The organism is Ralstonia sp. A12 (assembly GCF_000801955.1).
Lineage (GTDB): Bacteria > Pseudomonadota > Gammaproteobacteria > Burkholderiales > Burkholderiaceae > Ralstonia.
This window is the reverse complement of the sequence record NZ_JSZO01000033.1, coordinates 190,113-211,775: the sequence shown is the minus strand read 5'-3', so window position 1 is coordinate 211,775 and position 21,663 is coordinate 190,113. Positions and strand designations below refer to the sequence as shown.

20 protein-coding genes are annotated in these 21,663 nt (G+C 64.0%); 10 read left to right on the top strand and 10 right to left on the bottom strand.

The window, feature by feature from the left end; all coding sequences use genetic code 11:
• Positions 1-34 precede the first annotated feature (34 nt).
• The gene (locus PI87_RS25145) at positions 35-1,423 is read right to left on the bottom strand and encodes an MFS transporter (protein ID WP_052321757.1); all 1,389 of its coding nucleotides are present in this window, start codon (positions 1,421-1,423) and stop codon (positions 35-37) included.
• Between the two features lie 135 nt (positions 1,424-1,558).
• Here PI87_RS25145 and PI87_RS25140 point away from each other — a divergent pair, with 135 nt between their 5' ends.
• Positions 1,559-2,476 (top strand): LysR family transcriptional regulator, encoded by a 918-nt coding sequence (locus PI87_RS25140; protein WP_039600436.1) that lies wholly within the window; start codon positions 1,559-1,561, stop codon positions 2,474-2,476.
• Between the two features lie 44 nt (positions 2,477-2,520).
• Here PI87_RS25140 and PI87_RS25135 read toward each other — a convergent pair whose 3' ends face one another.
• Complete coding sequence (locus PI87_RS25135; protein WP_039600435.1) at positions 2,521-3,780, bottom strand: glutamate carboxypeptidase; 1,260 nt, start codon at positions 3,778-3,780, stop codon at positions 2,521-2,523.
• A 324-nt stretch (positions 3,781-4,104) separates the two neighbouring features.
• On the opposite strand from PI87_RS25135, the gene PI87_RS25130 reads away from it, so the two are divergent.
• Complete coding sequence (locus tag PI87_RS25130; RefSeq protein WP_039600434.1) at positions 4,105-5,154, top strand: aldo/keto reductase; 1,050 nt, start codon at positions 4,105-4,107, stop codon at positions 5,152-5,154.
• On the opposite strand, the gene prfH is transcribed toward PI87_RS25130, so the two are convergent.
• From prfH to PI87_RS25105, 5 genes are all read right to left on the bottom strand, one after another.
• Positions 5,151-5,774: a peptide chain release factor H gene (prfH, locus tag PI87_RS25125; protein ID WP_039600433.1), complete on the bottom strand. Its 624-nt coding sequence runs from the start codon at positions 5,772-5,774 to the stop codon at positions 5,151-5,153. The two genes, PI87_RS25130 and prfH, sit on opposite strands and share 4 nt — an antisense overlap.
• The gene (locus PI87_RS25120; protein WP_039600432.1) at positions 5,774-6,904 is read right to left on the bottom strand and encodes an RNA ligase RtcB family protein; all 1,131 of its coding nucleotides are present in this window, start codon (positions 6,902-6,904) and stop codon (positions 5,774-5,776) included. The genes prfH and PI87_RS25120 overlap by 1 nt, the downstream gene beginning before the upstream one ends.
• A 261-nt stretch (positions 6,905-7,165) precedes the next feature.
• Complete coding sequence (locus PI87_RS25115; protein WP_039600431.1) at positions 7,166-7,372, bottom strand: DUF2783 domain-containing protein; 207 nt, start codon at positions 7,370-7,372, stop codon at positions 7,166-7,168.
• Positions 7,373-7,389: 17 nt separating this feature from the next.
• Entirely contained in the window at positions 7,390-9,078 is a 1,689-nt protein-coding gene (locus tag PI87_RS25110) for an FAD-dependent oxidoreductase (RefSeq protein ID WP_039600430.1), read from the bottom strand.
• A 72-nt stretch (positions 9,079-9,150) separates the two neighbouring features.
• Complete coding sequence (locus tag PI87_RS25105) at positions 9,151-10,110, bottom strand: MBL fold metallo-hydrolase (RefSeq protein WP_039600429.1); 960 nt, start codon at positions 10,108-10,110, stop codon at positions 9,151-9,153.
• 283 nt (positions 10,111-10,393) lie between these two features.
• Between PI87_RS25105 and PI87_RS25100 the strand changes: the two genes are divergently transcribed.
• From PI87_RS25100 to PI87_RS25085, 4 genes are all read left to right on the top strand, one after another.
• Positions 10,394-11,278: an IclR family transcriptional regulator gene (locus tag PI87_RS25100; protein WP_039600428.1), complete on the top strand. Its 885-nt coding sequence runs from the start codon at positions 10,394-10,396 to the stop codon at positions 11,276-11,278.
• Positions 11,279-11,405: 127 nt separating this feature from the next.
• Positions 11,406-12,458: a branched-chain amino acid ABC transporter permease gene (locus PI87_RS25095; protein ID WP_039600427.1), complete on the top strand. Its 1,053-nt coding sequence runs from the start codon at positions 11,406-11,408 to the stop codon at positions 12,456-12,458.
• 4 nt (positions 12,459-12,462) lie between these two features.
• Positions 12,463-14,289 carry a branched-chain amino acid ABC transporter ATP-binding protein/permease gene (locus PI87_RS25090; RefSeq protein ID WP_039600426.1) on the top strand — a complete coding sequence of 609 codons (1,827 nt, stop codon included), beginning with the start codon at positions 12,463-12,465 and terminating at the stop codon, positions 14,287-14,289.
• Between the two features lie 11 nt (positions 14,290-14,300).
• On the top strand, positions 14,301-15,044 hold the full coding sequence (locus PI87_RS25085) for an ABC transporter ATP-binding protein (protein WP_039600425.1): 744 nt from the start codon (positions 14,301-14,303) through the stop codon (positions 15,042-15,044).
• Between the two features lie 18 nt (positions 15,045-15,062).
• On the opposite strand, the gene PI87_RS25080 is transcribed toward PI87_RS25085, so the two are convergent.
• Together PI87_RS25080 and PI87_RS25075 are read right to left on the bottom strand one after the other, a co-directional pair.
• Entirely contained in the window at positions 15,063-15,404 is a 342-nt protein-coding gene (locus PI87_RS25080; protein ID WP_039600424.1) for a hypothetical protein, read from the bottom strand.
• 105 nt (positions 15,405-15,509) lie between these two features.
• Positions 15,510-16,019, bottom strand: a complete 510-nt coding sequence (locus PI87_RS25075; RefSeq protein ID WP_039600423.1) for a GNAT family N-acetyltransferase — start codon at positions 16,017-16,019, stop codon at positions 15,510-15,512.
• A 176-nt stretch (positions 16,020-16,195) separates the two neighbouring features.
• Between PI87_RS25075 and PI87_RS25070 the strand changes: the two genes are divergently transcribed.
• Both PI87_RS25070 and PI87_RS25065 read left to right on the top strand, forming a co-directional pair.
• Positions 16,196-17,068, top strand: coding sequence for a D-amino-acid transaminase (locus PI87_RS25070; protein WP_039600422.1), 873 nt, complete (start codon positions 16,196-16,198; stop codon positions 17,066-17,068).
• Positions 17,069-17,133: 65 nt separating this feature from the next.
• Positions 17,134-17,676: a surface-adhesin E family protein gene (locus tag PI87_RS25065; RefSeq protein ID WP_039600421.1), complete on the top strand. Its 543-nt coding sequence runs from the start codon at positions 17,134-17,136 to the stop codon at positions 17,674-17,676.
• A gap of 50 nt (positions 17,677-17,726) precedes the next feature.
• Here PI87_RS25065 and PI87_RS25060 read toward each other — a convergent pair whose 3' ends face one another.
• Positions 17,727-17,924: a hypothetical protein gene (locus tag PI87_RS25060; RefSeq protein ID WP_039600420.1), complete on the bottom strand. Its 198-nt coding sequence runs from the start codon at positions 17,922-17,924 to the stop codon at positions 17,727-17,729.
• 347 nt (positions 17,925-18,271) lie between these two features.
• On the opposite strand from PI87_RS25060, the gene aspT reads away from it, so the two are divergent.
• On the top strand, positions 18,272-19,957 hold the full coding sequence (gene aspT / locus PI87_RS25055; RefSeq protein WP_039600419.1) for an aspartate-alanine antiporter: 1,686 nt from the start codon (positions 18,272-18,274) through the stop codon (positions 19,955-19,957).
• Between the two features lie 78 nt (positions 19,958-20,035).
• Positions 20,036-21,661: a bifunctional aspartate transaminase/aspartate 4-decarboxylase gene (locus tag PI87_RS25050; protein WP_039600418.1), complete on the top strand. Its 1,626-nt coding sequence runs from the start codon at positions 20,036-20,038 to the stop codon at positions 21,659-21,661.
• The last annotated feature ends 2 nt before the right edge of the window (positions 21,662-21,663 follow it).

Genomic DNA, 21,663 nt, shown 5'->3' with positions numbered 1-21,663 from the left:
GTCGTCAAGGGAAAGCGTAGTCGTTCGAAAGCCATCAAGCAGGCTTGCGCGCAGCAAAGCGTGCGGCGTCCGAGCCACTGGCGGCCAGCGTGAGCGCCAGCACCATGCCGAACGACACCAGCGCCGGCACCGCCGCTGCCTGGAATAGCGCCTGGCCCGTCCACTGCATGGCGATCAACTGTCCGCCGACCACGGGGCCGAGCACCGAGCCGATGCGGCCCACGCCCAGGCTCCAGCCGATACCGGTGGCGCGCAGCGTGGTGGGGTAATACGTGGCGGCCAGCGCATTCACGGCGGGTTGCCCGCCGACGATGCAGAAGCCAGCGATAAACACGACAGCCACCAGCATCGGGAGTGCCGCCGCCACATGGCCGATCAGCGCAACGGTGGCGCAGGCGATCAGGAAACACACGGCCAGCACGCGCACAAAACCCAGGCGATCAATCAGCCGGCCCAGCGTGAGCGTGCCGATCACACCGCCCACTTGCAGCGCGGTGGCTACCAGCACAGCGGTATCCGTTGAGTACCCCGCGTCGCGAATCAGCGTCGGCAGCCAGTTCGACAGGAAGTACAGGTCGATCAGGTTCATGAAGTTGATGACCCACAGCACCAGCGTGACCTTGGCGCGGCCTTCCGTGAACAGCGCGGAGACCGGCATGCCGCGCGCAGGTGCCTCGGGCACGACGAACTGCGTCTGCGCGTTCACCTGTAGTTGCGGGGCAAGTTTGCCCAGCCAGCGTGCGAGGCGTTGATGGCGCGTTTGCGGATCGCCCTTGAGCACTAGGTATTGCAGGGATTCGGGCAGCCACAGCACCATCATCACGCCAATGACAAGCGGCACCAGTCCGCCCACGAGGAACACTGCGTGCCACCCGAAGCTCGACAGCAGTGCCGCGCTCACGAACCCGCCCAGCGCTGCGCCCACGGTAAAGCCGCAGGACACCAGCATCATCCACGTCACGCGTGAGCGCGCCGGGCTGAACTCGCCGGCCAGCGCCATCGCGTTGGGCATGATGCAGCCCAGCCCGAGGCCGGTAATGAAGCGCAGGACAAGCAGCGCCTGCACCGTTTCCACCTGCGTGGTGGCCAACATGCAGGCCGCAAAGAAGAACGTGGCGATGATCAGCACCGGCCGCCGCCCAAAGCGGTCGCCCAGCACGCCAAACACGAGCGAGCCGACCAACATGCCGAACAGCCCCGCGCCGAACACCGGCCCGAGGCTCGCCTTGGTGATGCCCCAATCCTTGATGATGGCCGGTGCCACATAACCCATGGCCTGTACGTCAAAGCCGTCGATGATCAGGCACAGCCCGCAGATGGCGAGCAACAGGATCTGGAAGCCGCCGACCTTGCCCTGGTCGATCAGGCGCGCAAGGTCAATGGAAGTAGATGGCACTTCATGGGCAGAGGGGGCTGGGCGCATGGTGGTCTCCGGTGGCGGCATTGGCCGCTCTGTCGTTCTGGTTCTAGGTATGCGCGTATTGTCCGGATTGGGTGAAAATTTGGAATATCAATGCGAGAATGCATGCTATTGATATTGTGAATATTGGGGCGTCGCATGCTCAACCTGCGCGATGTGGACCTGAACCTGCTGGTGGTTTTTCAGGAAATCCTGCGTGAGAAGCGCATTTCCGTGGCGGCTGAGCGTCTGGGGCTATCGCAGCCGGCGGTGAGCAACGCGCTGGCCCGGCTGCGCCAGACCTTCGACGACGAACTCTTCGTGCGCACCCCGCGCGGCATGATGCCGACGGCACTTGCCGAACAATTGGCTGAGCCGGTCGCCACGGCGCTGGATACCTTGCAGCGGGCGCTGGGCCAGCGCACGCACTTTGAGGCCGTCAGTTCCACGCGCACCTTCACCATTGCCATGAGCGACGTCGGCGAGGTGTATTTCATGCCGGTACTGGCGCAGCTCTGTGCCGAGCAGGCGCCCGGCGTGCGCATCGACACCCTGCGTGCCGGCGGGTTCGACATGAAGGCGGAGATGGAGGCAGGTGCCATCGACCTCGCTATCGGTGCGTTCGATGATCTGTCGGGCGAGAGCATTTTCCAGCGCCGCCTGTTCCAGCAGGACTACGTGACGATGTTCCGGCGCGGCCACGTGCTGGCGGAGGGTGCGCTGACGCTGGAGCGCTTTCGCGCGGCGTCACACCTGGTAGTGGCGAGTTCAGCCAGCCCGTACAACGCCATCGGGCCGCTGCTCGACAAGGCGGGGATCACGCAATCGGCGCGCTTCTCGGTGCCACATTTCGTGGCGGTGCCGTACATCGTCAGCACGACGGACCTGGTGGTGACGGTGCCGCGCAAGCTGGCCGAGCGCGCGGCGCCGCCGTTCGGGCTGCAGTTCGTGGCGCCGCCGCTCAAGCTGCCGGCGCTGCAGACCAATGTGTTCTGGCACCGGCGTTTCCATCAGGATGCCGGCAACCAGTGGCTGCGCAACCTCGTCGCGCGGCGCTTTGCAGAATTGGAGGGGTAGCGCGAGTCATCCCCGCATCCGCAGAGATGACTCGGCGGGCCGAATCAATCGGCGAGCTTGCCCTTGCCCATGACCTCCATCATGCGCACTGTCAGGTACAGGCGCGGCACCACACTGTCGAGGTCGGCCCATTCGTCTGACGAGTGCAGCCGGTCGCCAACGATGCCCATGCCGTCTAACACGATGGGTTTGCCACCGTTCGGGTGGTAGGCGAAGCCGGCATCGGTGCCGTAGCGCATGGCCACCGGTTTGATCGACTTGCCCAACTCCTTGTAGATGCCATCGGCAGCAGCGGCCAGGCGGTCGCTGTTGGCATTCCGGCTGAACGGCGGGCGGCGATTCTCCACCTTGACCTTGACCTCGGTGTCGGCAATCAGCTTTTTCTGGATGATCTTGTCGGCATCGGCCTGCACGCGTTGCACTTCGGCCACGTCGGCCATGCGCATGTCAGCGGTGGCGGAGGCCGCCTCGGGGATGATGTTGACGCGATCGCCCGAGCGGACCACCGTCCAGTTGACCGTGGTGCCCTTGGCCGGGTCGCCCAGATCCTTGAGCTGCACGATCTGGTTGGACAGTTCCAGCGCGGCATTGCGGCCGGCTTCCGGCGCGGAGCCCGCGTGCGATGCACGGCCCTTTACGTCCAGATGCACATAGGCGATGCCGTTGGTGGCCACAGTCACCACATCGGCTTCGGGCGGTTCATACACCAGCACGTAATCCTGATCGGCTGACAGCTTGGTGATCAGGCTGCGTGAGCCGAGCGAGCTTTTTTCCTCATCGGGGTTGAACAGCACGGTCAGCGTCTTGTAGTCCTTGAAGCCACGCTCGCGTGCGATTTCCAGCGCGTAGAGGATCAGCAGCGCGCCGCCCTTGGCATCGGCAACGCCGGGGCCGGTGGCCTTGTTGCCGGAGATCTTGAACGGGCGCTTGGCGGCCTCGCCGACGCCGAACACGGTGTCGTAGTGAATCATCAGCATGATGTTCTGCGTGCCGGTGCCTTGCAGCTTGCCAATCACGGCTTTGCCTGCAGCCGGCGGTGCGGCAACGACTTCGACGCTGGCGCCGAGGTCTTTCAGGCGTTGTGCGAGGATCGCCTCGACTTTGGCCAGCCCATTGGTATCGTCGGTGCCGGTGTCGATATTGACCAGCGCGGCCAGGTCTTTGACGAACGCATCCTTGTGCTGTTGCGCGGCTTGGAGCAAGGCGCTATCGGTGTTGGCTGCCTTGGCGGGCTGTGCGAATGCGGTGGGGGAGGTGGCGCAGGCCAATGCCGCTGCCAGTGACATCAGTTGTCTCTTTTTCATAGCTGTTTGTTCTGATGGATGGAGCGATTGTGAAACGGGTGCGTGTCGCGCCGATCAACAATCGCGAGGAATTATCGCACTGGGTTTTCACAAGGTGTGCAGGAGGGGGCGCTTGCTAGAGCGTCAAGCGTTTTCCGATCGGGTGCGCAAAGCGCACCACTCGGCGGCACGCGTTGGTTTGAAGGTGTCGAGCGGAGAGCCCCCAAAAACCCACCAGAATGATGTGCCCTGCACAGTTGACCAATCCGTCCTATCCTTTGCGCTTCATGCCTGTCCTGAGCCTGCGCGCTCAGCCTCCAATCACACCGTATCGGAGTTGACCTCATGCGCTACAACCAGTTGGGCCGGACTGGCCTGTTTGTATCGGAGCTGTGCCTGGGCACCATGACCTTTGGCGGCACCGATGGCATCTGGCAGAACATTGGCGCCTTGCAGCAGGCCGACGCGGAGCGTCTGGTCGGGCGGGCGCTCGATGCCGGCATCAATTTCATCGATACCGCAGACGTGTACGCCAACGGCGTGTCGGAGCAGATCACGGGCCAGGCGCTCAAGAACCTGAAGGTGGCGCGCGACAGCGTGGTCGTGGCCACCAAGGTGTTCGGCCAGACCGGTGAAGGTGCGAACGCGCGCGGCGCCTCGCGCTATCACATCATGGATGGAGTCAAGGCGAGCCTGGCGCGTTTGCAGCTCGACCATATCGACCTGTATCAGATCCACGGCTTTGATCCGGCCACGCCCATCGAAGAAGCCGTGCGTGCGCTCGACACACTGGTGCAGCAGGGGCATGTGCGCTATGCCGGTGTATCGAACTGGGCCGCCTGGCAGATCGTCAAGGCGCTGGGCATTGCGGAGCGACTGGGCTGCGCGCGCTTCGAAAGCCTGCAGGCGTACTACACGATTGCCGGCCGCGACCTGGAGCGTGAACTGGTGCCGATGCTCCAGAGCGAAGGCCTGGGTCTGATGGTGTGGAGCCCGCTGGCCGGCGGGCTGCTCAGCGGCAAATACACGCGGGACCAGCAGGGCGAACAGGACAGCCGCCGCACCAAGTTCGATTTCCCACCGGTGGACCGCGAGCGCGCCTACACCTGCGTCGATGCCATGCGCGTCATGGCCGATGCGCGCGGGGTGTCGGTCGCACAGATCGCATTGGCTTGGCTGCTGCACCAGCGTGCCGTGACCACCGTGATCGTCGGCGCCAAGAAGGTCGAGCAGCTTGACGACAACATCGCCGCCACCAAAGTGGAGCTGACAGCGCAAGAGTTGGCGCAGCTTGATGGTCTGAGCAAACTCCCGGCCGAATACCCAGGCTGGATGCTGGAGCGGCAAGGCGAGTACCGGCGCGGCCAACTCGCCGGAACGCGCCAGGCCCGCTAACCACGGGTTGCCGGCTCGAACCGTTCGCCCTTGAACACGCGGCGCGGGTTGCCGCGCTCCACCTGGTGATGGAGCGCGCGCCGCTCTGCACGCTGCGCCGCGTTGGCAGCAGCATCGTGGTCTGCCAGTTTGTGCGCGAGCAGCAGCACGGCCAGCCGCTTGTTGGCGTGCTGGCTGCGCTCGGTCTGCACCTTCACGCTGATGCCCGTGGCGATGTGCGTAGCTCGCACGGCGGATTCCGTCTTGTTGACGTGTTGCCCGCCCGGCCCCGACGAACGTGTGGTCTCAAATCGGATCTCGCTCGGTAGCGTTTCCGATGGCGCCGCACAGCGCGCCACACCAAAGAACCAGTTCTTGCGCGCGTGCCGCGAGCGATAAGGGCTCGTGCACGTCCACTGGATCGTGCCCTCCCACGCGCGCGCCACGGCGTCTTCAGCATCGCCTTCCAGGCTGATCAATGCGGAGCGCAGCGTGCCGGCGCGCTCGCCATCTTCCCGTTCAAGCAGTTCGAGCTGTACGCCAGCGTCTGCCGACTCGCGTTGCAGGCGCGCGAGCGCTTTCGCCACCGCCAGCGCGCATTCGGCTGGCCCCTGTGCAGAAGAGAATTGCAGCAATACCATCAGCAGCACTCCCCACGCGTCTTGTAGGTCAGCACCGGGCGCAGGCGCGCGAGCACCTTCACCAAGCCCGCATCCACCAGCGGCGCAATGACGCTGTCGATCGCCTTGTAGGCTTCAGGCGCCTCTTCGTAAATCAACTGCTTGTCTTCGCAGATGACGTGGCTGCCCAGCTTGGTCCGGTTGAGCTGCGCCGGGGTGAAGCGGCGCACCAGGCGGTCTTTGCACTCGCTGCGCATCCACTTGCGGCCCGCACCGTGCGCGAGCGAGAACAGGCCGTGCTCGCTCGGCAGTGGGGCGACGAGGTAGCTGTAGTCCCCGCGCGAACCGGGGATGACGACCACACCCGCATCCGACGGCGTCGCTCCCTTGCGATGCAGCCAGCCGCGTTCGCCATGCACCGTGGCCGGCGCAACAAAGTTGTGATGCACGTCGAGCAGCGGTTTGCCCTGCGCGTGCAGGCGGTCCAGCATGCGGCGCGCGATCAGTTCGCGGTTAGCTTTGGCGAAGTGTAGCGCCGTTTCGTGGCGTTCCAGATAGGCGGTGCACGCGGGGTTGTCCTGTGCCAGGCCGGTGTGGCCGTACGCGCGAACTTGTTCTTCCAAAATGGCCTGGCCCAGCCCGCGCGAACCACTGTGTACCAGCAGCAGAAGCTGACGCGGGTTCAACGCGATGCCCGCTGCCTCGTCGTAGATTTCATCCACGCGTTGCAGCTCGGCAAAGTGGTTGCCGCCGCCGATGGTGCCAAGCGCGGCATCAAAGCCCGTGCCCGCCGGAGCCAGCGATGCAACCCGTTCGCTCCAGCTTTCGTCGAGCGGTGTATCGATGTTGCCGAGCCGCTTTTCGAGCTTGTCCAGGCTAACTTTGCCCGCGTCAAGATCGGTGGCCCACAGCGCCATGCCGCAGCCGATGTCGTTGCCGATCAGCGCCGGATACAGGCGGCGGACCGAGAAGAATGCTGCGCCCACGGGGTAGCCGCGGCCAGGGTGCAGATCCGGCATGCCGGCCACATGACGCATGCCGTCGAGTGCTTTGGTGGTTTGAAGTTGTCGGATCGCATCGCCTTCGATCCAGGTGTCGTCCGAGGCGATCAGGGTGCCGCCATCGAACAAATGCAAGATGCAATTGCCCATGAATATTCCATATCAGGTCTGAAAAAAGTCTGATGTGGCAGGCCGGAGCCTTGGGGCAATGCGAAGACGCTGTGTGCTACAGCGCGAGAGATTCGATCAACCCAGGCAAGGGCCTGCAAAGGGGAAAGCAAGGTGACGCATGATGTTTTTCCTCCTGTGCAATGTGGTTGATCGGTAAGCGGTGCGGATACTAGCACCGCACTTTGCGCAGTCGCAAGTGCGGTGCAGTGCGAGTGTTGGATTGTTGAAACGCGATGGCGCTTACGCGCTGGTTGCGGGCAATGCCAGTCGCGCCGCCGCCAACGCTTCGCGCAGCACCGCCATGTCGCCGATATGGTTGGCGAGCAGCAGGATGAGCTGCGCGTTGAGCATCGCGCTGTGCTCGTCGCTCAGGTTGCGGTGCGTATCGATCAATGCCTCGTAGAAGTCATCGGGACGGGGCAGGTTGGGCTGCGTGTTCAGCGGCATGGTGGTCAGCGTTGGGCTCAGGCAGTGACAGTGGCACGTGACGTTGCGGTAAGCGCGGTTTGCCCCGTGGCGCGAAGCACCGCAGCGTTCAGCTTGGCAAGGTCGAATGCGCGCCAGCGCGCGCAGACGTGCTGGTCCGGGCGGATCAGGTAGGTCGTGCCGGGCCGCGCGTCATAGCGTTGTGCGACAAGGCCATCGACGTCTTCGAGTGCGGTCACGTTGGCCGAGACCGTGCCCTTGCCGCCCGAAGGGAAGACTGCCAGCGTGGACAACGGCAACGCATCGACATGCTCGCCGGCACCGCAGAAGCGCAGTGCGGTGAAGCCCTCGCGCATGTGAGAAAGCAGCCAGCCTGCGCGGCCATCGGCGCCGCGTACCGGCGCATCCAGGGCAACCGCACCCGGCACCAGTGCGCCAGCAAATGGCGCGTCATCCGGTGTCATCAGCGGTGAGCTGTCGAGCACCGTCGGCATCGACAATCGCCCGCTGTTGACCAGCGTGCGCGCAAACGGATAGTGCTTGGCCAGCCGCAGCGTGGCATCGCGAAAGAGTCGGCTGACCGGGCTCTTGGGCGTGATGAAATCGGTGGAGCGGGTGGAGTGGCGGATGTTGTCGTCCGCGGCGAATTCGCGCTCGCTGGCGTAGGTGTCGAGCAGCGCGTCGGGTGCGTCGCCGTTGAGGACCATACGCAGCTTCCACGCGAGGTTCTCGGCATCCTGCAGGCCGCTGTTGGCGCCGCGCGCGCCAAAGGGCGAGACACGATGTGCCGCATCGCCGATGAACAGCACGCGGCCATGGCGGAAGCGGTCCATGCGTTCGCACGAGAACGTGTAGACGCTGACCCACTCCAGTTCAAAGTCGACGCCTTCACCCAGCAGCGCGCGCACGCGGGGGATGACGCGCTCGGGCTGCCTTTCGGCCACCGGGTCTGCGTCCCAGCCGAGCTGGAAGTCGATGCGCCAGACGTTGTCGGGCTGGTGGTGCAGCAGGACGGATTGATTCGGGTGGAACGGCGGATCGAACCAGAACCACCGCTCGCTTGGGAAGGGCGCGTCCATGCGCACATCAGCGATCAGGAAACGGTCCTTGAACGTCTGCCCGTGGGCTTCCAGGCCCATCATCTGGCGCACGGAGCTGCGCGAGCCGTCGGCGGCGACCACGTATTGCGCGCGCTGCGTGTACGTGCCGTCGGGCGTTTCGATGGTGAGCATAACGTGATCTGAGCCATCGGCATCCTGCGTGAGGCCCGTCACCTTGTTCTTCCAGCGCAGCTCGATGTTCGGCAAAGACTGCGCGCGTTCGGCGAGGAAGCCTTCGACGTAGTACTGCTGCAGGTTGATGAACGCGGGGCGGTGGTGGCCGGCTTCGGGCAGCAGGTCGAAGCTATAGAGCAGCTCGTTCTTCAGGTAGACCTTGCCGACGTTCCAGCTCACGCCTTTGTCGACCATGCGATCACCACAGCCAAGACGGTCGAAAATTTCCAGCGAGCGCTTGGAAAAGCAGATCGCGCGCGAGCCGGTGGACAGCGTGCAGTCGTCATCCACGACGACAACGGGCACGCCTTGCTGCGCCAGATCGATGGCCGTGGCCAAACCAACCGGCCCCGCGCCGACGATGACGACGGGGCGGGATGCGGTTGCCGCACCGGGCTGTTGTTCAGCGCACGGCGTGTACGAGAAAACGCGGTTCTGGAAATCGGGATTCATGTCTCGCTCGCACCCGCGGCGGTCTTGGCCGCCGCTTTTTTGGTCGATTCAGTTCACGGCAGAGGCGCCGCGTCAGTTCTGCAGCGCGGCCCACATCTCCTGATCGCGCTGGGCGGTCCAGATGCGCGGATGCTTGATGCCGCTGGCTTCGTCAAAGGCGCGCGTCACGTCAAACGGCAGGCAATGTTCGTAGATGAAGACGTTGCCGAACTTCGGGTCCATCGCCGCACGGGTGTGGGCCATGGCGGCCTTCAGGTCCATCTTTTGCGCCACGGCCTCTTTACCGCGTTGGAGCAGCGTGGACACGAAATCGCGCGTGTAAGCGAGGCCCTTGTCGACTTCGGCGGGGTTCAGCAGCGCCGGGCCACGGCCGGGCACGAGCTTGTCGGCGCCAAGTGCACGCAGGGCATCCAGCGTGGCGGGCCACTCTTCAAGTTGGGCATCTCCGCAGTAGCAGGCCGCGTCGTATTCGACCAGATCACCTGAGAACAGCACCTTCTGAGACGGAATCCACACCACCGTGTCGCCCTTCGTGTGGCCGGGGCCCAGGTGCAGGATCTTCACTTCCAGCTTGCCGAGGAACAGCGTCAGCTCACGCTCGAATACCAGCGTCGGCCATGTCAGACCGGGCACCGTCTCGACGCCGGCAAACAGGCGCGGAAAGCGCTCGATCTCGGATTTCATATCCGCCTCACCGCGCTCGACGATCATTTCGTACGTGCCGCGGCTGGCGATGATGTTCTGTGCGCCTTCAGCAAAGTACGCCGACGCGCCCAGCACGCGCACCGCGTGATAGTGCGACAGCACCACGTGCTTGATCGGCTTGTCGGTGACGGCACGGATGCGAGCGATCAGGTCTTGTGCCATCGCCGGGGTGGCGGTGGTGTCGACGATCAGCACCGAGTCGTCGCCGATGATGACGCCCGAGTTCGGGTCGCCCTCGGCGGTGTAGGCGTAAGCGTTGGGAGAGAGCTGGGTGAAGGTGACTTGTTTGGCCTCGAGGTCGGCTTGCGAGGCGAAGGCTTTGGCCATTCTGTCACTCCTGGTGTAGTGCATTACGGGTTGGGGAATTGTTTTCGGCGCTGAAGATGCCGTGAAAGCGCGGTTGGAGGCACGTAGATGTCAGGCATGACCGAACGTTGCCCATCATAGACCGCACGGTCGGGTGGCGCGCCTAGGGTATACGTTTATTATGAATAGAAGCATTGTTTCTACAATGCATAAAAATTAAAACGTCGTTAACGACTGCGATCGGCATGCTACGCTCGCAGCACTTGTTGCCTCCCGCACCGCCCAATTCGCGCCCCACGAGGACATGGAGACCACTGAAGTCGAAGACGACCTGCCACCCGATGGCGATGCTGAGGACGCGCGTGCAAATCGTGACCGCTCTGGCATTCAATCCATCGAGGTCGGCTCGCAATTGCTGGTGGCGCTGACGCGTGCCATGCGCGCGATGGCGCTGGGCGACCTGGCGCGTGCGGCGGGCATGCACCCGTCCAAGGCGCACCGTTATCTGGTGAGCCTGCAGCGCGTGGGCGCCGTTTCGCAAGACCCGCTCACCGGTCGTTATGAGCTGGGTCCCTTTGCGCTGCGCCTGGGGTTGGCCAGCCTCAACCGCACCGATGCCATCGTCCGCACACGGCCCTTGCTGGCCGCCATGCGGGATCAGACCGGCCACACCATCGGTATTGCTGTGTGGAGTGATCGCGGCCCGACCGTCGTGCATTGGGAAAAGGCCGGCGGGGCGCCCGGCGTGAATCTGCGCATCGGCGACGTCATGCCGATGCTCAATTCCGCCACCGGCCGCCTGTTCGGCGCGTACCTGCCGATCGAACAGACGCTGCCGCTGGTGGAGCGCGAACTGCATGAGCGCGCCAGCGATGATCTGCCGGGCCTGCCTCGCTCGCTGACGGACTACTACCGCCTGTGCGAAGACATCCGCCGGGAAGGTGCATCGTGGGTCTCGGGCAGTCTGTTGCCGGGGGTGAGCGCGCTGTCGTTGCCGGTGTTTGGCGAGCGCGGGCAGTTGGCGTTGGTGCTGATTGCGCTGAACCTGCAACCGCTCTTTTATGCAGAGCGCGGGGGTGAACTGGAAGCGACGCTGCGGGCATTCGTGACACAGCTTTCGACCATGCTGCGGGCACCGGCACCAGAACCTGCCAAGGCAGGGGGGCGGCGGACTCGCGCGATGCGCTAGTGATCGCGTTAGGGTTCTCGCCAATTTCATCCTGTCGTAAGAAATTTACTATCTCGTAACTCGTGGCGCCCTGTCGCGCTTTTTGTGTTTCCGCGCGAATCCCACGACTACAAGAACGAGGAGACTCATGGACTTGTCGATTGCCGCCATCCTGGCGCAGGACGGCGTGACATCGGGCGCGATCTACGCGCTCCTGGCATTGGCGCTCGTGCTGGTGTTTTCGGTCACGCGCGTGATCTTCATCCCGCAGGGCGAGTTCGTGGCCTATGGCGCGCTCACGCTGGCGGCCATCCAGGCCAACAAGGCGCCGCTGTCGGCGTCCATGCTTGTTGCCCTCGGCGTGCTGACCTTCCTCGTCGAGATGGGCCGCACGCTGCTGCAGCCCGAGTTGCGCCTGCATGCGCTACGCACGGGCGCGATCTACGCAGGCAAGTATCTTGTCTTTCCGCTGGCGGTGTACGCCGCGGCCACCATGCTTGCGCCGATGACGCTGCCGATGGCAGTGCAGGTGGCGCTCGCGCTGCTGATCGTCATTCCCATGGGCCCGATGATCTATCGCCTGGCCTACGAGCCGCTGGCTGAGGCGAGCACGCTGGTGCTGCTGATTGTCTCGGTGGGCGTGCACTTTGCGATGGTGGGGCTGGGCCTCGTGATGTTTGGCGCGGAAGGCTCGCGTACGGATGCCTTCTCGGATGCGCGCTTCGATCTGGGGGCGCTTTCGGTGTCGGGCCAGAGCCTGTGGGTGGTGGCGGTGTCGCTGCTGATGATCGTGGCGCTGTACTTCTACTTTGGCCGCACGGTGTCGGGCAAGGCACTGCGTGCTACCGCCGTGAACCGGCTCGGCGCGCGGCTGGTGGGTATCGGTACGACGCAGGCGGGCCGATTGGCTTTCACGCTGGCGGCAGCGCTCGGCGCGCTGTGCGGCATCCTGATCGCGCCGCTCACCACGGTCTACTACGAGTCGGGTTTCCTGATCGGCCTGAAGGGCTTCGTGGGTGCCATCGTGGGCGGGCTGGTCAGCTATCCGGTGGCTGCGCTGGGCGCGCTGCTGGTGGGGCTGCTGGAGTCGTATTCATCGTTCTGGGCGTCGGCGTTCAAGGAGGTGATCGTGTTCACGCTCATCCTCCCGGTGCTGCTGTGGAGGTCGCTCACCACCAAGCACGTCGAAGAAGAGGAATAAGCCGATGACGACCTTGACCAAATCTTCCGATCAGGCCGGCCAGCGCGGCTGGCTTTCGCGCAACCGCGTGCTGACAGCGCTTTTCGTGATCGTGCTGGCGCTGGTGCCGGTGGTGCCGACACCGGAGTTCTGGATCACGCTGCTCAACTACATCGGGCTGTATAGCCTTGTCGCGCTTGGCCTTGTGCTGCTGACAGGCGTGGGCGGGCTGACCTCGTTCGGGCAGGCCGCGTTCGTTGGCCTGGGTGCGTACAGCACGGCGTATCTGACCACGCAGTACGGGCTGTCTCCGTGGCTGGGCTTGCTCGCCGGGCTGGTGATCACGATGGCCTGCGCCTACGTGATCGGCCTCATCACGATGCGCATGTCGGGACACTACCTGCCGCTGGCGACGATTGCCTGGGGCCTGTCGCTGTTCTTCCTGTTCGGCAACCTGGAGTTTCTGGGCAAGTACGACGGGCTGAACGGTATTCCGGTGCTGAACTTCCTTGGCAAGCCGCTGCAGACCGGGCGCGAGATGTTCTACCTGATCTGGGCCGTGGTGGTTGTGGCCGTGCTGGCGGTGCAGAACCTGTTGAATTCGCGCCCGGGCCGCGCCATCCGCGCACTCAAGGGCGGCGGCACCATGGCCGAGGCGATGGGCGTGAACACGGCGTGGATGAAGGTGGTGATCTTCGTCTGCGCGGCGGTGCTGGCGTGCATTTCGGGCTTTCTCTACGCGCACCTGCAGCGTGCGGTGAACCCGACGCCGTTTGGCCTGAACTACGGCATTGAATACCTGTTCATGGCGGTGGTCGGTGGCGTAGGCCATGTATGGGGCGCAGTGCTCGGCGCCGGGTTGCTGACCATCCTGAAGGACAGCCTGCAGAGCATTCTGCCGAAGCTGCTGGGCTCGAACGGCAACTTCGAGATCATCGTGTTTGGTGTGCTGCTGGTGCTGTTGCTGCAGCACGCGCGCGATGGCGTATGGCCATTCATCCGCAAGTTGTTCCCGTCTGCGCCGACGGCCCGCGCGCCGGAGGATGCGCCCGCGCTCAAGCAACGCGAGAAGCCGCAGGCCGGTGAACTGATCCTCGACGTGCGTGCCGCGCGCAAGGAGTTCGGCGGCTTGGTGGCCGTCAACGACGTCAGCTTCCAGGTGAAGGCCGGCGAAATCATCGGCTTGATCGGCCCGAACGGCGCGGGCAAGTCGACCACGTTCAACCTCGTGACGGGCGTGCTGCCGGTAACGCGCGGCGAGGTGCTTTATCGCGGCGAATGCATCAGCGGCCAGCCCTCACGCGAGATCGTCAAGCGCGGCATCGGCCGCACCTTCCAGCACGTGCAGCTGCTGTCGGGCATGACGGTGCTGGAGAACGTGGCGCTAGGCGCCCACCTGCGGGGCGACTTTGCAGCGCAGGGTGGGGTGCTCGCCAGCGTGGTGCGTATGAACCAGGCGGAAGAACAGAAGCTGCTGTTCGAGGCGCGCCGTCAATTGGAGCGCGTTGGCCTGGCCGACTGCATGTATCAGGAAGCCGGCAGCCTGGCGCTCGGCCAGCAACGGATTCTGGAAATCGCCCGTGCGCTGTGTTGCGACCCGGCGCTACTGCTGCTCGACGAACCCGCCGCCGGCTTGCGCTACAAGGAGAAGCAGGCTCTGGCCGCGCTGCTCACCAAGCTGAAAGCTGAAGGCATGAGCGTGCTGCTGGTCGAGCACGATATGGATTTCGTCATGAACCTGACCGACCGGCTGGTGGTGATGGAATTCGGTACCAAGATCGCCGAAGGGCTGCCGCAAGAGGTGCAGCAAAACCCGGCAGTGTTGGAAGCCTACCTAGGCGGCGTGGAATAAGGAGAACGCGCATGTCGATCATCCTCGAAGTCAAGGATCTGCACGTCCGCTACGGCAAGGTGGAAGCACTGCACGGCGCCAACCTGAAGGTGGGGGCGGGGCAGATCGTGACCGTCATCGGCCCGAATGGCGCCGGCAAGTCGACCATGCTGGGCGCGATCATGGGCGCGTTGCCGACCACCGGTTCGGCCAATGGCGTGGTCTCGTACCTCGGTCATAACCTGACCGGTCTGCCGGTGGAAAAGCGCGTGGCGCGCGGCATGTGCCTGGTGCCGGAAAAGCGCGAGCTGTTTGCCACCATGAGCGTGGAAGACAACCTCGTGCTCGGCGCCTATCGCCGCAAGCGGGCAGGCGAGCGCAATTATCTGGATCAGATGGACGTGGTCTACGACCTCTTCCCGCGCCTGAAGGAGCGCCGCGTGCAGGAGGCCGGCACGCTCTCCGGCGGTGAGCGCCAGATGCTGGCCGTGGGCCGTGCGCTGATGGCCAAGCCCCAACTGCTGATGCTGGACGAGCCGAGCCTCGGCCTCGCGCCGCTGATCGTGAAAGAAATCTTCCATATCATCAGCGACCTGCGCAAAACCGGCGTAGCGACGCTGCTGATCGAGCAAAACGCGCGCGCCGCCCTGCAGGTGGCTGATTACGGCTATGTGCTGGAAACGGGCGACATGACGCTCGAAGGCCCGGCGCAAGAGTTGGCCGTCAACCCGCGCGTGATTGAGACCTACCTCGGCCTGGCGAAGAAGGCAGCCTGAGCGCTGCCGGGCGCGCGATCAATCGTCGTAGTCGTCGCGACGATGGTGCTTGCGCCATTCGCGCTCACGCCAGCGCTGCTCGCGCCATTGCCGTTCCTGCCATTCGCGGCCGCGTCCGTCATCGTAGTAGCCGGGCGCAACAACCACCGGCTGCGGCGCAACATAGACGGGGGGCGGTGCATAGTAGGCCGGCGGTGGAGGCGGTGCGTACACCGGCGCAGGTGCATAGACCGGCGCGGGCGCGACATACACCGGCCCCGGCACACCAATGCCGATATCGACATTGACTCGGGCCAGAGCCGCCTGGGACGACAACGCCGCAATGGCGGCCAGAGCGCACAGCGCTAGGTTCTTTTGCATGATGGAAATCCTCGCTACGGCGGCACTGTAGTGGAATGGCGCGCGCGCAGTCTTACAGAAGATATACGGGTGTTACGAATTGTAACGGAGTGACGGGGCGGGCGCTCAGGGTAGTTGGCGTTCCATCAACTGGGCGTCATCACCGTAAATGGTGCGCAATGCCGTTAACTGTGTGCGTTCAAGGTTGGCGGACTGATAGCCGAGGCGGCGCCAGAAGACATCAGCGCCTTGCACCGCCACCAGCCGTGATTGCCACAGACCCTGGGCCTGGGCGCTGGCGCATGCGGTTGCATAAAGGCGTTCCCCCAGGCGCTGACCGCGGCCAGCCGGGGCGATGGCCATGTCGTGCACGAACCAGAGCACGTCCGCGCCATCTGCTGTGGGCAGCGGCACGTGCAGTTTGGGCGGCGCCCATGCGTGCCACGCATGCGAGAGCAGGTAGCCGACCACCTCGGCGCCATCCAGCGCGACCAGACACATGGCCGGGCTGCGCGCCCAGCGGCTGGCCAGTGCATCGCCCGGCTCGAGAAACCCATCGCCATAGCACGCCTGTTGCACAGCCAGAATGCCGGGCAGATCGGGCTCGGCGACAGGGCGGATGATGAGGTCGGACATGGCGGGTGAGGTTGGCCGGAAGTCTCCGGAAAGCCCGCAAGTCTACCGGACGCCTCCGGCCCGTCATGCCGTTTGCGCATAACCCGAGCGCAAAACGCTATTCGCGGTGTGGCCCACGTATCCTTTAGATTCCCTGGCAGGGCAGTCCCGCCCGCCTCGAAACTCTTCCTCCCAGCATGTCCCGAATCGTCTTCCTGAACGGCCAATACGTGCCCGCCGCCGAAGCCACCGTCTCCATCATGGACCGCGGCTTCACCTTTGCCGATGGCATTTACGAAGTGACCGCCGTCGCGCGCGGCAAGCTCGTCGACAGCGATGCGCACCTCGCGCGCCTGACGCGTTCGCTGTCTGCCATCGACATCGAGAACCCGTACACCGAAGCCGAATGGACGCGTGTGTGCGAGGAGTTGGTGGCACGCAATGGCCTGGAGGAGGGTGTCGTCTACATGCAGGTCACGCGCGGCGTGGCTGAGCGCGACTTCGGTATTCCCGCCAGCATCACGCCGACGGCCGTGGCCTTCACGCAGGTCAAGACCATTGTCGACAGCCCGCTGGCGCGCAAGGGCGCGACCGTGGTGACGGTGCCTGACCTGCGCTGGAAGCGCTGCGATATCAAGAGCGTGGGCCTGCTGCCGCAGGTGATGGCCAAGCAGATGGCTGCCGCCGCTGGCGCGCAGGAAGCCTGGATGACCGATGGCGACCGCGTGACCGAAGGCGCGTCGTCCACCGCCTTCATCATCACCGCGGACAAGCGCCTGATTACGCGCCCGCTCTCCAATGCTGTGCTGCCGGGCATTACGCGTGTGTCGGTGCTGGAGCTGGCGCGCGAGCATGGCCTGACGCTGGAAGAGCGGACGTTCACCGTGCAGGAAGCCCAACAGGCAGCCGAGGCGTTCTACACGAGCGCATCGACGTTCGTGATGCCGGTGGCGTCCATCGATGGCGTGAAGATCGGCAACGGCCAGCCTGGCCCGCTCACGCAGGCGCTGCGCACGCTGTATCTGCGTTTTGCCGGTATTGAGGTTGCTGAGCCCGCCAATCAGATGTGACGAGAACGGTTGAGCTGACACGGTAGAATCGCCCGCTTAGTTTTTGCAGCAAGGCGAGACCACCCATGAAGACAGGAGGCTGGCGCCCGCAAAGCGCCATCGCAGCAGCCACGTTGGTTGTTGCGCAGTGGGCAGCGATGCCCGTGTTCGCTCAAACCGTATCCACGTCGGCGGCTGCGCCGGCTGTGTCTGCAACCCCCGCAGCATCCGCAGCGCCCGAGCGTGCCAACGATGACGATCGCTGGCGCCGCTTCGTCGGCGCTACAGGCGTGGTGTCATACGTCGACAAGCAATCCGTCAAGCCGCAGGTTGAGGAGCAAGCCGGCACACCCACTGTGCACTTCAAGCTGTTGCGCAACGTCCTGCCCGATTTCACGATCAAGACGTCGGACGGCCAGCCGATCCGCTCGTCGGTCAAGCAAGTGGTGCTTGACTGCGCGCAGCGCACCTACACGGTGATCGCGCAGACGCTCTATCGCGCGCGTAACGCCAGCGGCAATCCGCTGTACCAGATTCGCTATGGCGAAGACGCGCAAAGCCGCTCGCTTCGCGAGGGCAGCGTGTTTGACTGGATTGCCGGGCGCTTCTGCTCAGTGCAGCCGCACTAACACGAAGCGTGTGCGGGCGGCGTGTCGGGTGATGCCCCGACCTCGCTGCCTCAGACTGGCACTTCTTCTTCGCGGCCCCGTGCGTAGGGCTGCCGTTCCTGCTCGAGCTCCGGATACTTGTGTGCGGCGAAGCCCATGGCGGCTTCGTACGATCCGAACTGATTCGACTCTTCGGCCACGCCGTCGTTGACCAGAATCGCGTACCACTTCCCGTAAAGCGGTCCGTAAACCACCACCTTGCTTTTCATTGTCCTGTCCCTGTCTTTTGTATCGAAGACCGGGCGTCGCGGTTCGCGCGAAGCCGGCGGCTCGGGCTGTCCGGGCACCAGGTCGTGGTGCGTCGTCAGCGGCGTTATAGGCGGACGATGATTGCAGCGAGATGCATGCACGTCAACGTTTGCGTTGGGCGCAATCTTCTAATGCAAAGCGTTAAAAATATGCCGTGGCAGTTAAATTTTGTGAAATTGACATCGCCGGTGCGTAGCTTCTAAGGTCCTCGGGCGCGTCGCACTCCACATGGTGCGGCGTCTGATTTGATGTCTGATTGTTTGATCAATCAGACAATATCGTACTGCCTTGCGGAGAATCGCTGTCCATGGATTGGATCCACACCGTGTTCAAGAGCGTGCCGGAGACGGCGCTCTTTCTGTCGCTCGCCATTGGTTATGCGGTCGGCAAGATCAACTTCGGCAAATTCCAGATTGGCGGCGTGGGTGGCTCGCTGATTGCCGCCGTGCTCATCAGCCAGTTTGGCGTGAGCATCGATTCCGGCGTGAAGAGCATCATGTTCGCGCTTTTCATCTACGCGGTCGGCTATGAAAGCGGGCCCCAGTTCTTCAGCTCCCTCAATCGCAGCACCCTGCGCGAGATCGCCATGGCGGTGTTTCTTGCGGTGAGCGGGCTGGTGACCATCCTCATCTGCGGCAAGCTGTTCGGTTTCGACAAGGGGCTGACGGCGGGCATTGCGGCGGGTGGCATGACGCAATCGGCGGTGATCGGCACGGCGGGCGATGCCCTGTCGCGCATGGGCTTGCCGGCCGACGAAGTGGCGCGTCTGCAATCGAACGTGGCGATTGGCTATGCGGTGACGTACGTGTTCGGCAGCTTGGGCGCCATCATCATGTGCGTGAACATCCTGCCGCGCCTGATGGGCCGTGAGCTGCGTGACGACGCCAAGAAAGCCGAGCTGGAAATGGCCGGCGGCAAGCGTCCGCTGGAGCAGGGCGAGGTGGCCTCGCTGCCGGCGCTGGTCGGGCGCGTGTATGACGTGACCACGGGCGCGGGCAAGACTGTGCGCGAGGTCGAAACCACGCTGGACGACGGCATCACCATCGAGCGCATCCAGCGCAATGGCAGCGAGTTGACTATCGAACCCAGCCTGCAACTGCAGCACGCCGATCGCGTGCTGTTGATCGGGCGTCGGGAAGCTGCCGCCAGGGCCTGGACGCTGCTTGGTGATGAATCCTCCATGTCTTCCGACATGGACCAGCCGCTGCAGGTGCGCGATGTTGTGTTCACGCGCAAGGGCGCGAGCCACAAAACGCTGGGCGAGCTGAAGGCGCAGGCCACGCGCGACATGAAGCACGGTGTCTACATCGCGCGCATCACGCGCATGGGCAAGGCGGTGCCGCTGCTGGACGGCACCGTCATGCTGCATGGCGATGTGGTGACGCTGCATGGTGCGCCATCCGATGTGAAGCGCGCCTCGGCGGAAGTCGGTTACCCCGTGCCGCCCGGCGACAAGACCGATTTCGTCTACATGGGCCTCGGGGTGCTGGTCGGCTTGCTGATCGGTATGCTGGTGGTGAAGTGGGGCGGCATTCCGCTCACGCTGGGCAGCGGTGGCGGGGCACTGCTCTCGGGCTTGGTGTTCGGCTGGCTGCGCGGCAAGCACCCGACCTTCGGCCAGTTGCCCAACGCTGCTTCGCAGATCCTCAAAGACATGGGCCTGGCCGCCTTCGTCGCGTGCGTGGGGCTGGGCTCCGGCGCGCAGGCGTGGTCGACGCTGCAAAAGAGCGGCGTGTCGATCTTCATTGCCGGCGTGATCGTCACCATGGTCCCGCTGATCCTGACGTACCTGTTCGGCCGTTATGTGCTCCGCTACGACAACGTTGCCGTGCTGGCGGGCGCACTGTCCGGCTCGCGCTCGGCCAACCCCGCCTTTGGCGGCGTGCTTGAGAAGGCCGAGAGCAGTGTGCCGACGATTCCCTTCGCCATTACCTACGCGCTGGCGAACGTGCTGCTGACCTTGCTCGGTCCGCTTGTGATTGCCTTTGCCTGAGCGCTCTCATTGTCCTAACTGGCCCGCCGCACGCGCGGTGGGCTGCCCTCGTCAACTCCACATCCACGGGAACTCGCGATGACCACCAATCCGACGCAAAAATCCAAGGAACTGGAAGCCCTCGGGCAACTGAGCCCGTTCGAGCTGAAGGACGTGCTGATCCAGCTCGCACAGAGCGATTCGCAACGCATGATGCTCAATGCCGGGCGCGGCAATCCGAACTTCCTGGCGCTGGAGCCGCGCCACGGCTTCTTCCAGCTGGGCCTGTTTGCGCTGGAGGAGTCCGAGCGCTCGTTTTCCTACCTGGCTGAGAAGATCGGCGGCATCCCGACCAAGGAAGGCTTCGAGGCGCGCTTTGAAAGTTTCGCGCGCCGTAACGCCGATGTGCCGGGTGTGAAGTTCCTGCACCACGCGGTGTCGTACGTGCGCGATCAACTGGGCCTATCTGCCGAAGATTTTCTGGCGGAGATGGTGTGCGGCATTCTCGGCTGCAACTATCCGGTGCCGGATCGCATGCTGAAGATCAGCGAGCAGATTGCCGCGCGCTACCTGAAGCAGGAGATGATCGGCCGTGCGCCGTTCGTCGGCCAGTTCGACTTGTTTGCGACCGAAGGCGGCACGGCGGCCATGACGTATCTGTTCAGCACGTTGAAGGAAAACTTCCTGCTGAACGCTGGCGACAAGATCGCGCTGGGCATGCCGATCTTCACGCCGTACATCGAGATTCCGGAGCTCAACAGCTTTGAGCTGGTCGAGGTCAAGCTCAATGCGGATCCGTTCAACGGCTGGCAATACACCGACGAAGAACTCGACAAGCTGCGCGACCCGAGCGTCAAGGCGTTCTTCCTGGTCAACCCGAGCAACCCGCCGTCGGTCAAGATTTCCAAGGATGGCCTGAAAAAGCTCAAGGCGATCGTCGACGAGCGCCACAAGGCGGGCAACGACCTCATCATCCTCACCGACGATGTGTACGGCACGTTTGCCGATGACTTTGTCTCACTGTTTGCGGTGGTGCCGTACAACACGATCCTCGTGTATTCGTATTCCAAGTACTTTGGCGCGACGGGCTGGCGGCTGGGCACCATCGCCACGCACCAGAAGAACGTGCTGGACGACAAGCTGGCCACGCTGCCTGAAGAGAAGCGCAAGATCCTGCACCAGCGCTATGCGTCCATCACCACCGAGCCGGATCAGCTCAAGTTCATCGACCGGCTGGTCGCCGACAGCCGAACCGTGGCGCTGAACCACACGGCGGGTTTGTCGACGCCGCAGCAGGTGCAGATGGCGTTGTTCTCGCTGTACGCGTTGATGGATCAGCCAGACGCTTACAAGGCTGCAGTCAAACGTCTGGTGCGCGGGCGCAAGGCTGCGCTGTACCAAGCCATCGGCATCGAGTGCGATGCGGATGAGAACGACGTCGCGTACTACAACATCCTCGACGCCGAGGTGGTCGGCCGCAAAACCTATGGCGAGGCGTTTGTGCAGTGGTTCCGCACCAAGACCAAGCCCGCGGACGTGCTGTTCCGCCTGGCCAAGGAGAGTGGCGTGGTGCTGCTGCCGGGCAACGGCTTTGGCGCGCTCAACCCGTCAGTGCGCGTGTCGCTGGCCAACCTGAACGAGCCGGACTACATCCGCATTGGTGCAACACTGCAGCGCTTGCTGGAGGAGTACCACCAGCGTTGGCTGGATGAGGGTGGCAAGTAACG

Bases quoted from the DNA above. Each gene is read 5' to 3' on its own strand.
- PI87_RS25140 (WP_039600436.1), top strand. From the start codon at position 1,559: ATGCTCAACCTGCGCGATGTGGACCTGAACCTGCTGGTGGTTTTTCAG.
- PI87_RS25110 (WP_039600430.1), bottom strand. From the start codon at position 9,078: ATGAATCCCGATTTCCAGAACCGCGTTTTCTCGTACACGCCGTGCGCT.
- prfH (WP_039600433.1), bottom strand. From the start codon at position 5,774: ATGGTATTGCTGCAATTCTCTTCTGCACAGGGGCCAGCCGAATGCGCG.
- PI87_RS25060 (WP_039600420.1), bottom strand. From the start codon at position 17,924: ATGAAAAGCAAGGTGGTGGTTTACGGACCGCTTTACGGGAAGTGGTAC.
- PI87_RS25065 (WP_039600421.1), top strand. From the start codon at position 17,134: ATGAAGACAGGAGGCTGGCGCCCGCAAAGCGCCATCGCAGCAGCCACG.
- PI87_RS25145 (WP_052321757.1), bottom strand. From the start codon at position 1,423: ATGCGCCCAGCCCCCTCTGCCCATGAAGTGCCATCTACTTCCATTGAC.
- PI87_RS25095 (WP_039600427.1), top strand. From the start codon at position 11,406: ATGGACTTGTCGATTGCCGCCATCCTGGCGCAGGACGGCGTGACATCG.
- PI87_RS25115 (WP_039600431.1), bottom strand. From the start codon at position 7,372: ATGCCGCTGAACACGCAGCCCAACCTGCCCCGTCCCGATGACTTCTAC.
- PI87_RS25100 (WP_039600428.1), top strand. From the start codon at position 10,394: ATGGAGACCACTGAAGTCGAAGACGACCTGCCACCCGATGGCGATGCT.
- PI87_RS25130 (WP_039600434.1), top strand. From the start codon at position 4,105: ATGCGCTACAACCAGTTGGGCCGGACTGGCCTGTTTGTATCGGAGCTG.
- PI87_RS25105 (WP_039600429.1), bottom strand. From the start codon at position 10,110: ATGGCCAAAGCCTTCGCCTCGCAAGCCGACCTCGAGGCCAAACAAGTC.
- PI87_RS25080 (WP_039600424.1), bottom strand. From the start codon at position 15,404: ATGCAAAAGAACCTAGCGCTGTGCGCTCTGGCCGCCATTGCGGCGTTG.
- aspT (WP_039600419.1), top strand. From the start codon at position 18,272: ATGGATTGGATCCACACCGTGTTCAAGAGCGTGCCGGAGACGGCGCTC.
- PI87_RS25090 (WP_039600426.1), top strand. From the start codon at position 12,463: ATGACGACCTTGACCAAATCTTCCGATCAGGCCGGCCAGCGCGGCTGG.
- PI87_RS25070 (WP_039600422.1), top strand. From the start codon at position 16,196: ATGTCCCGAATCGTCTTCCTGAACGGCCAATACGTGCCCGCCGCCGAA.
- PI87_RS25135 (WP_039600435.1), bottom strand. From the start codon at position 3,780: ATGAAAAAGAGACAACTGATGTCACTGGCAGCGGCATTGGCCTGCGCC.
- PI87_RS25085 (WP_039600425.1), top strand. From the start codon at position 14,301: ATGTCGATCATCCTCGAAGTCAAGGATCTGCACGTCCGCTACGGCAAG.
- PI87_RS25075 (WP_039600423.1), bottom strand. From the start codon at position 16,019: ATGTCCGACCTCATCATCCGCCCTGTCGCCGAGCCCGATCTGCCCGGC.
- PI87_RS25120 (WP_039600432.1), bottom strand. From the start codon at position 6,904: ATGGGCAATTGCATCTTGCATTTGTTCGATGGCGGCACCCTGATCGCC.
- PI87_RS25050 (WP_039600418.1), top strand. From the start codon at position 20,036: ATGACCACCAATCCGACGCAAAAATCCAAGGAACTGGAAGCCCTCGGG.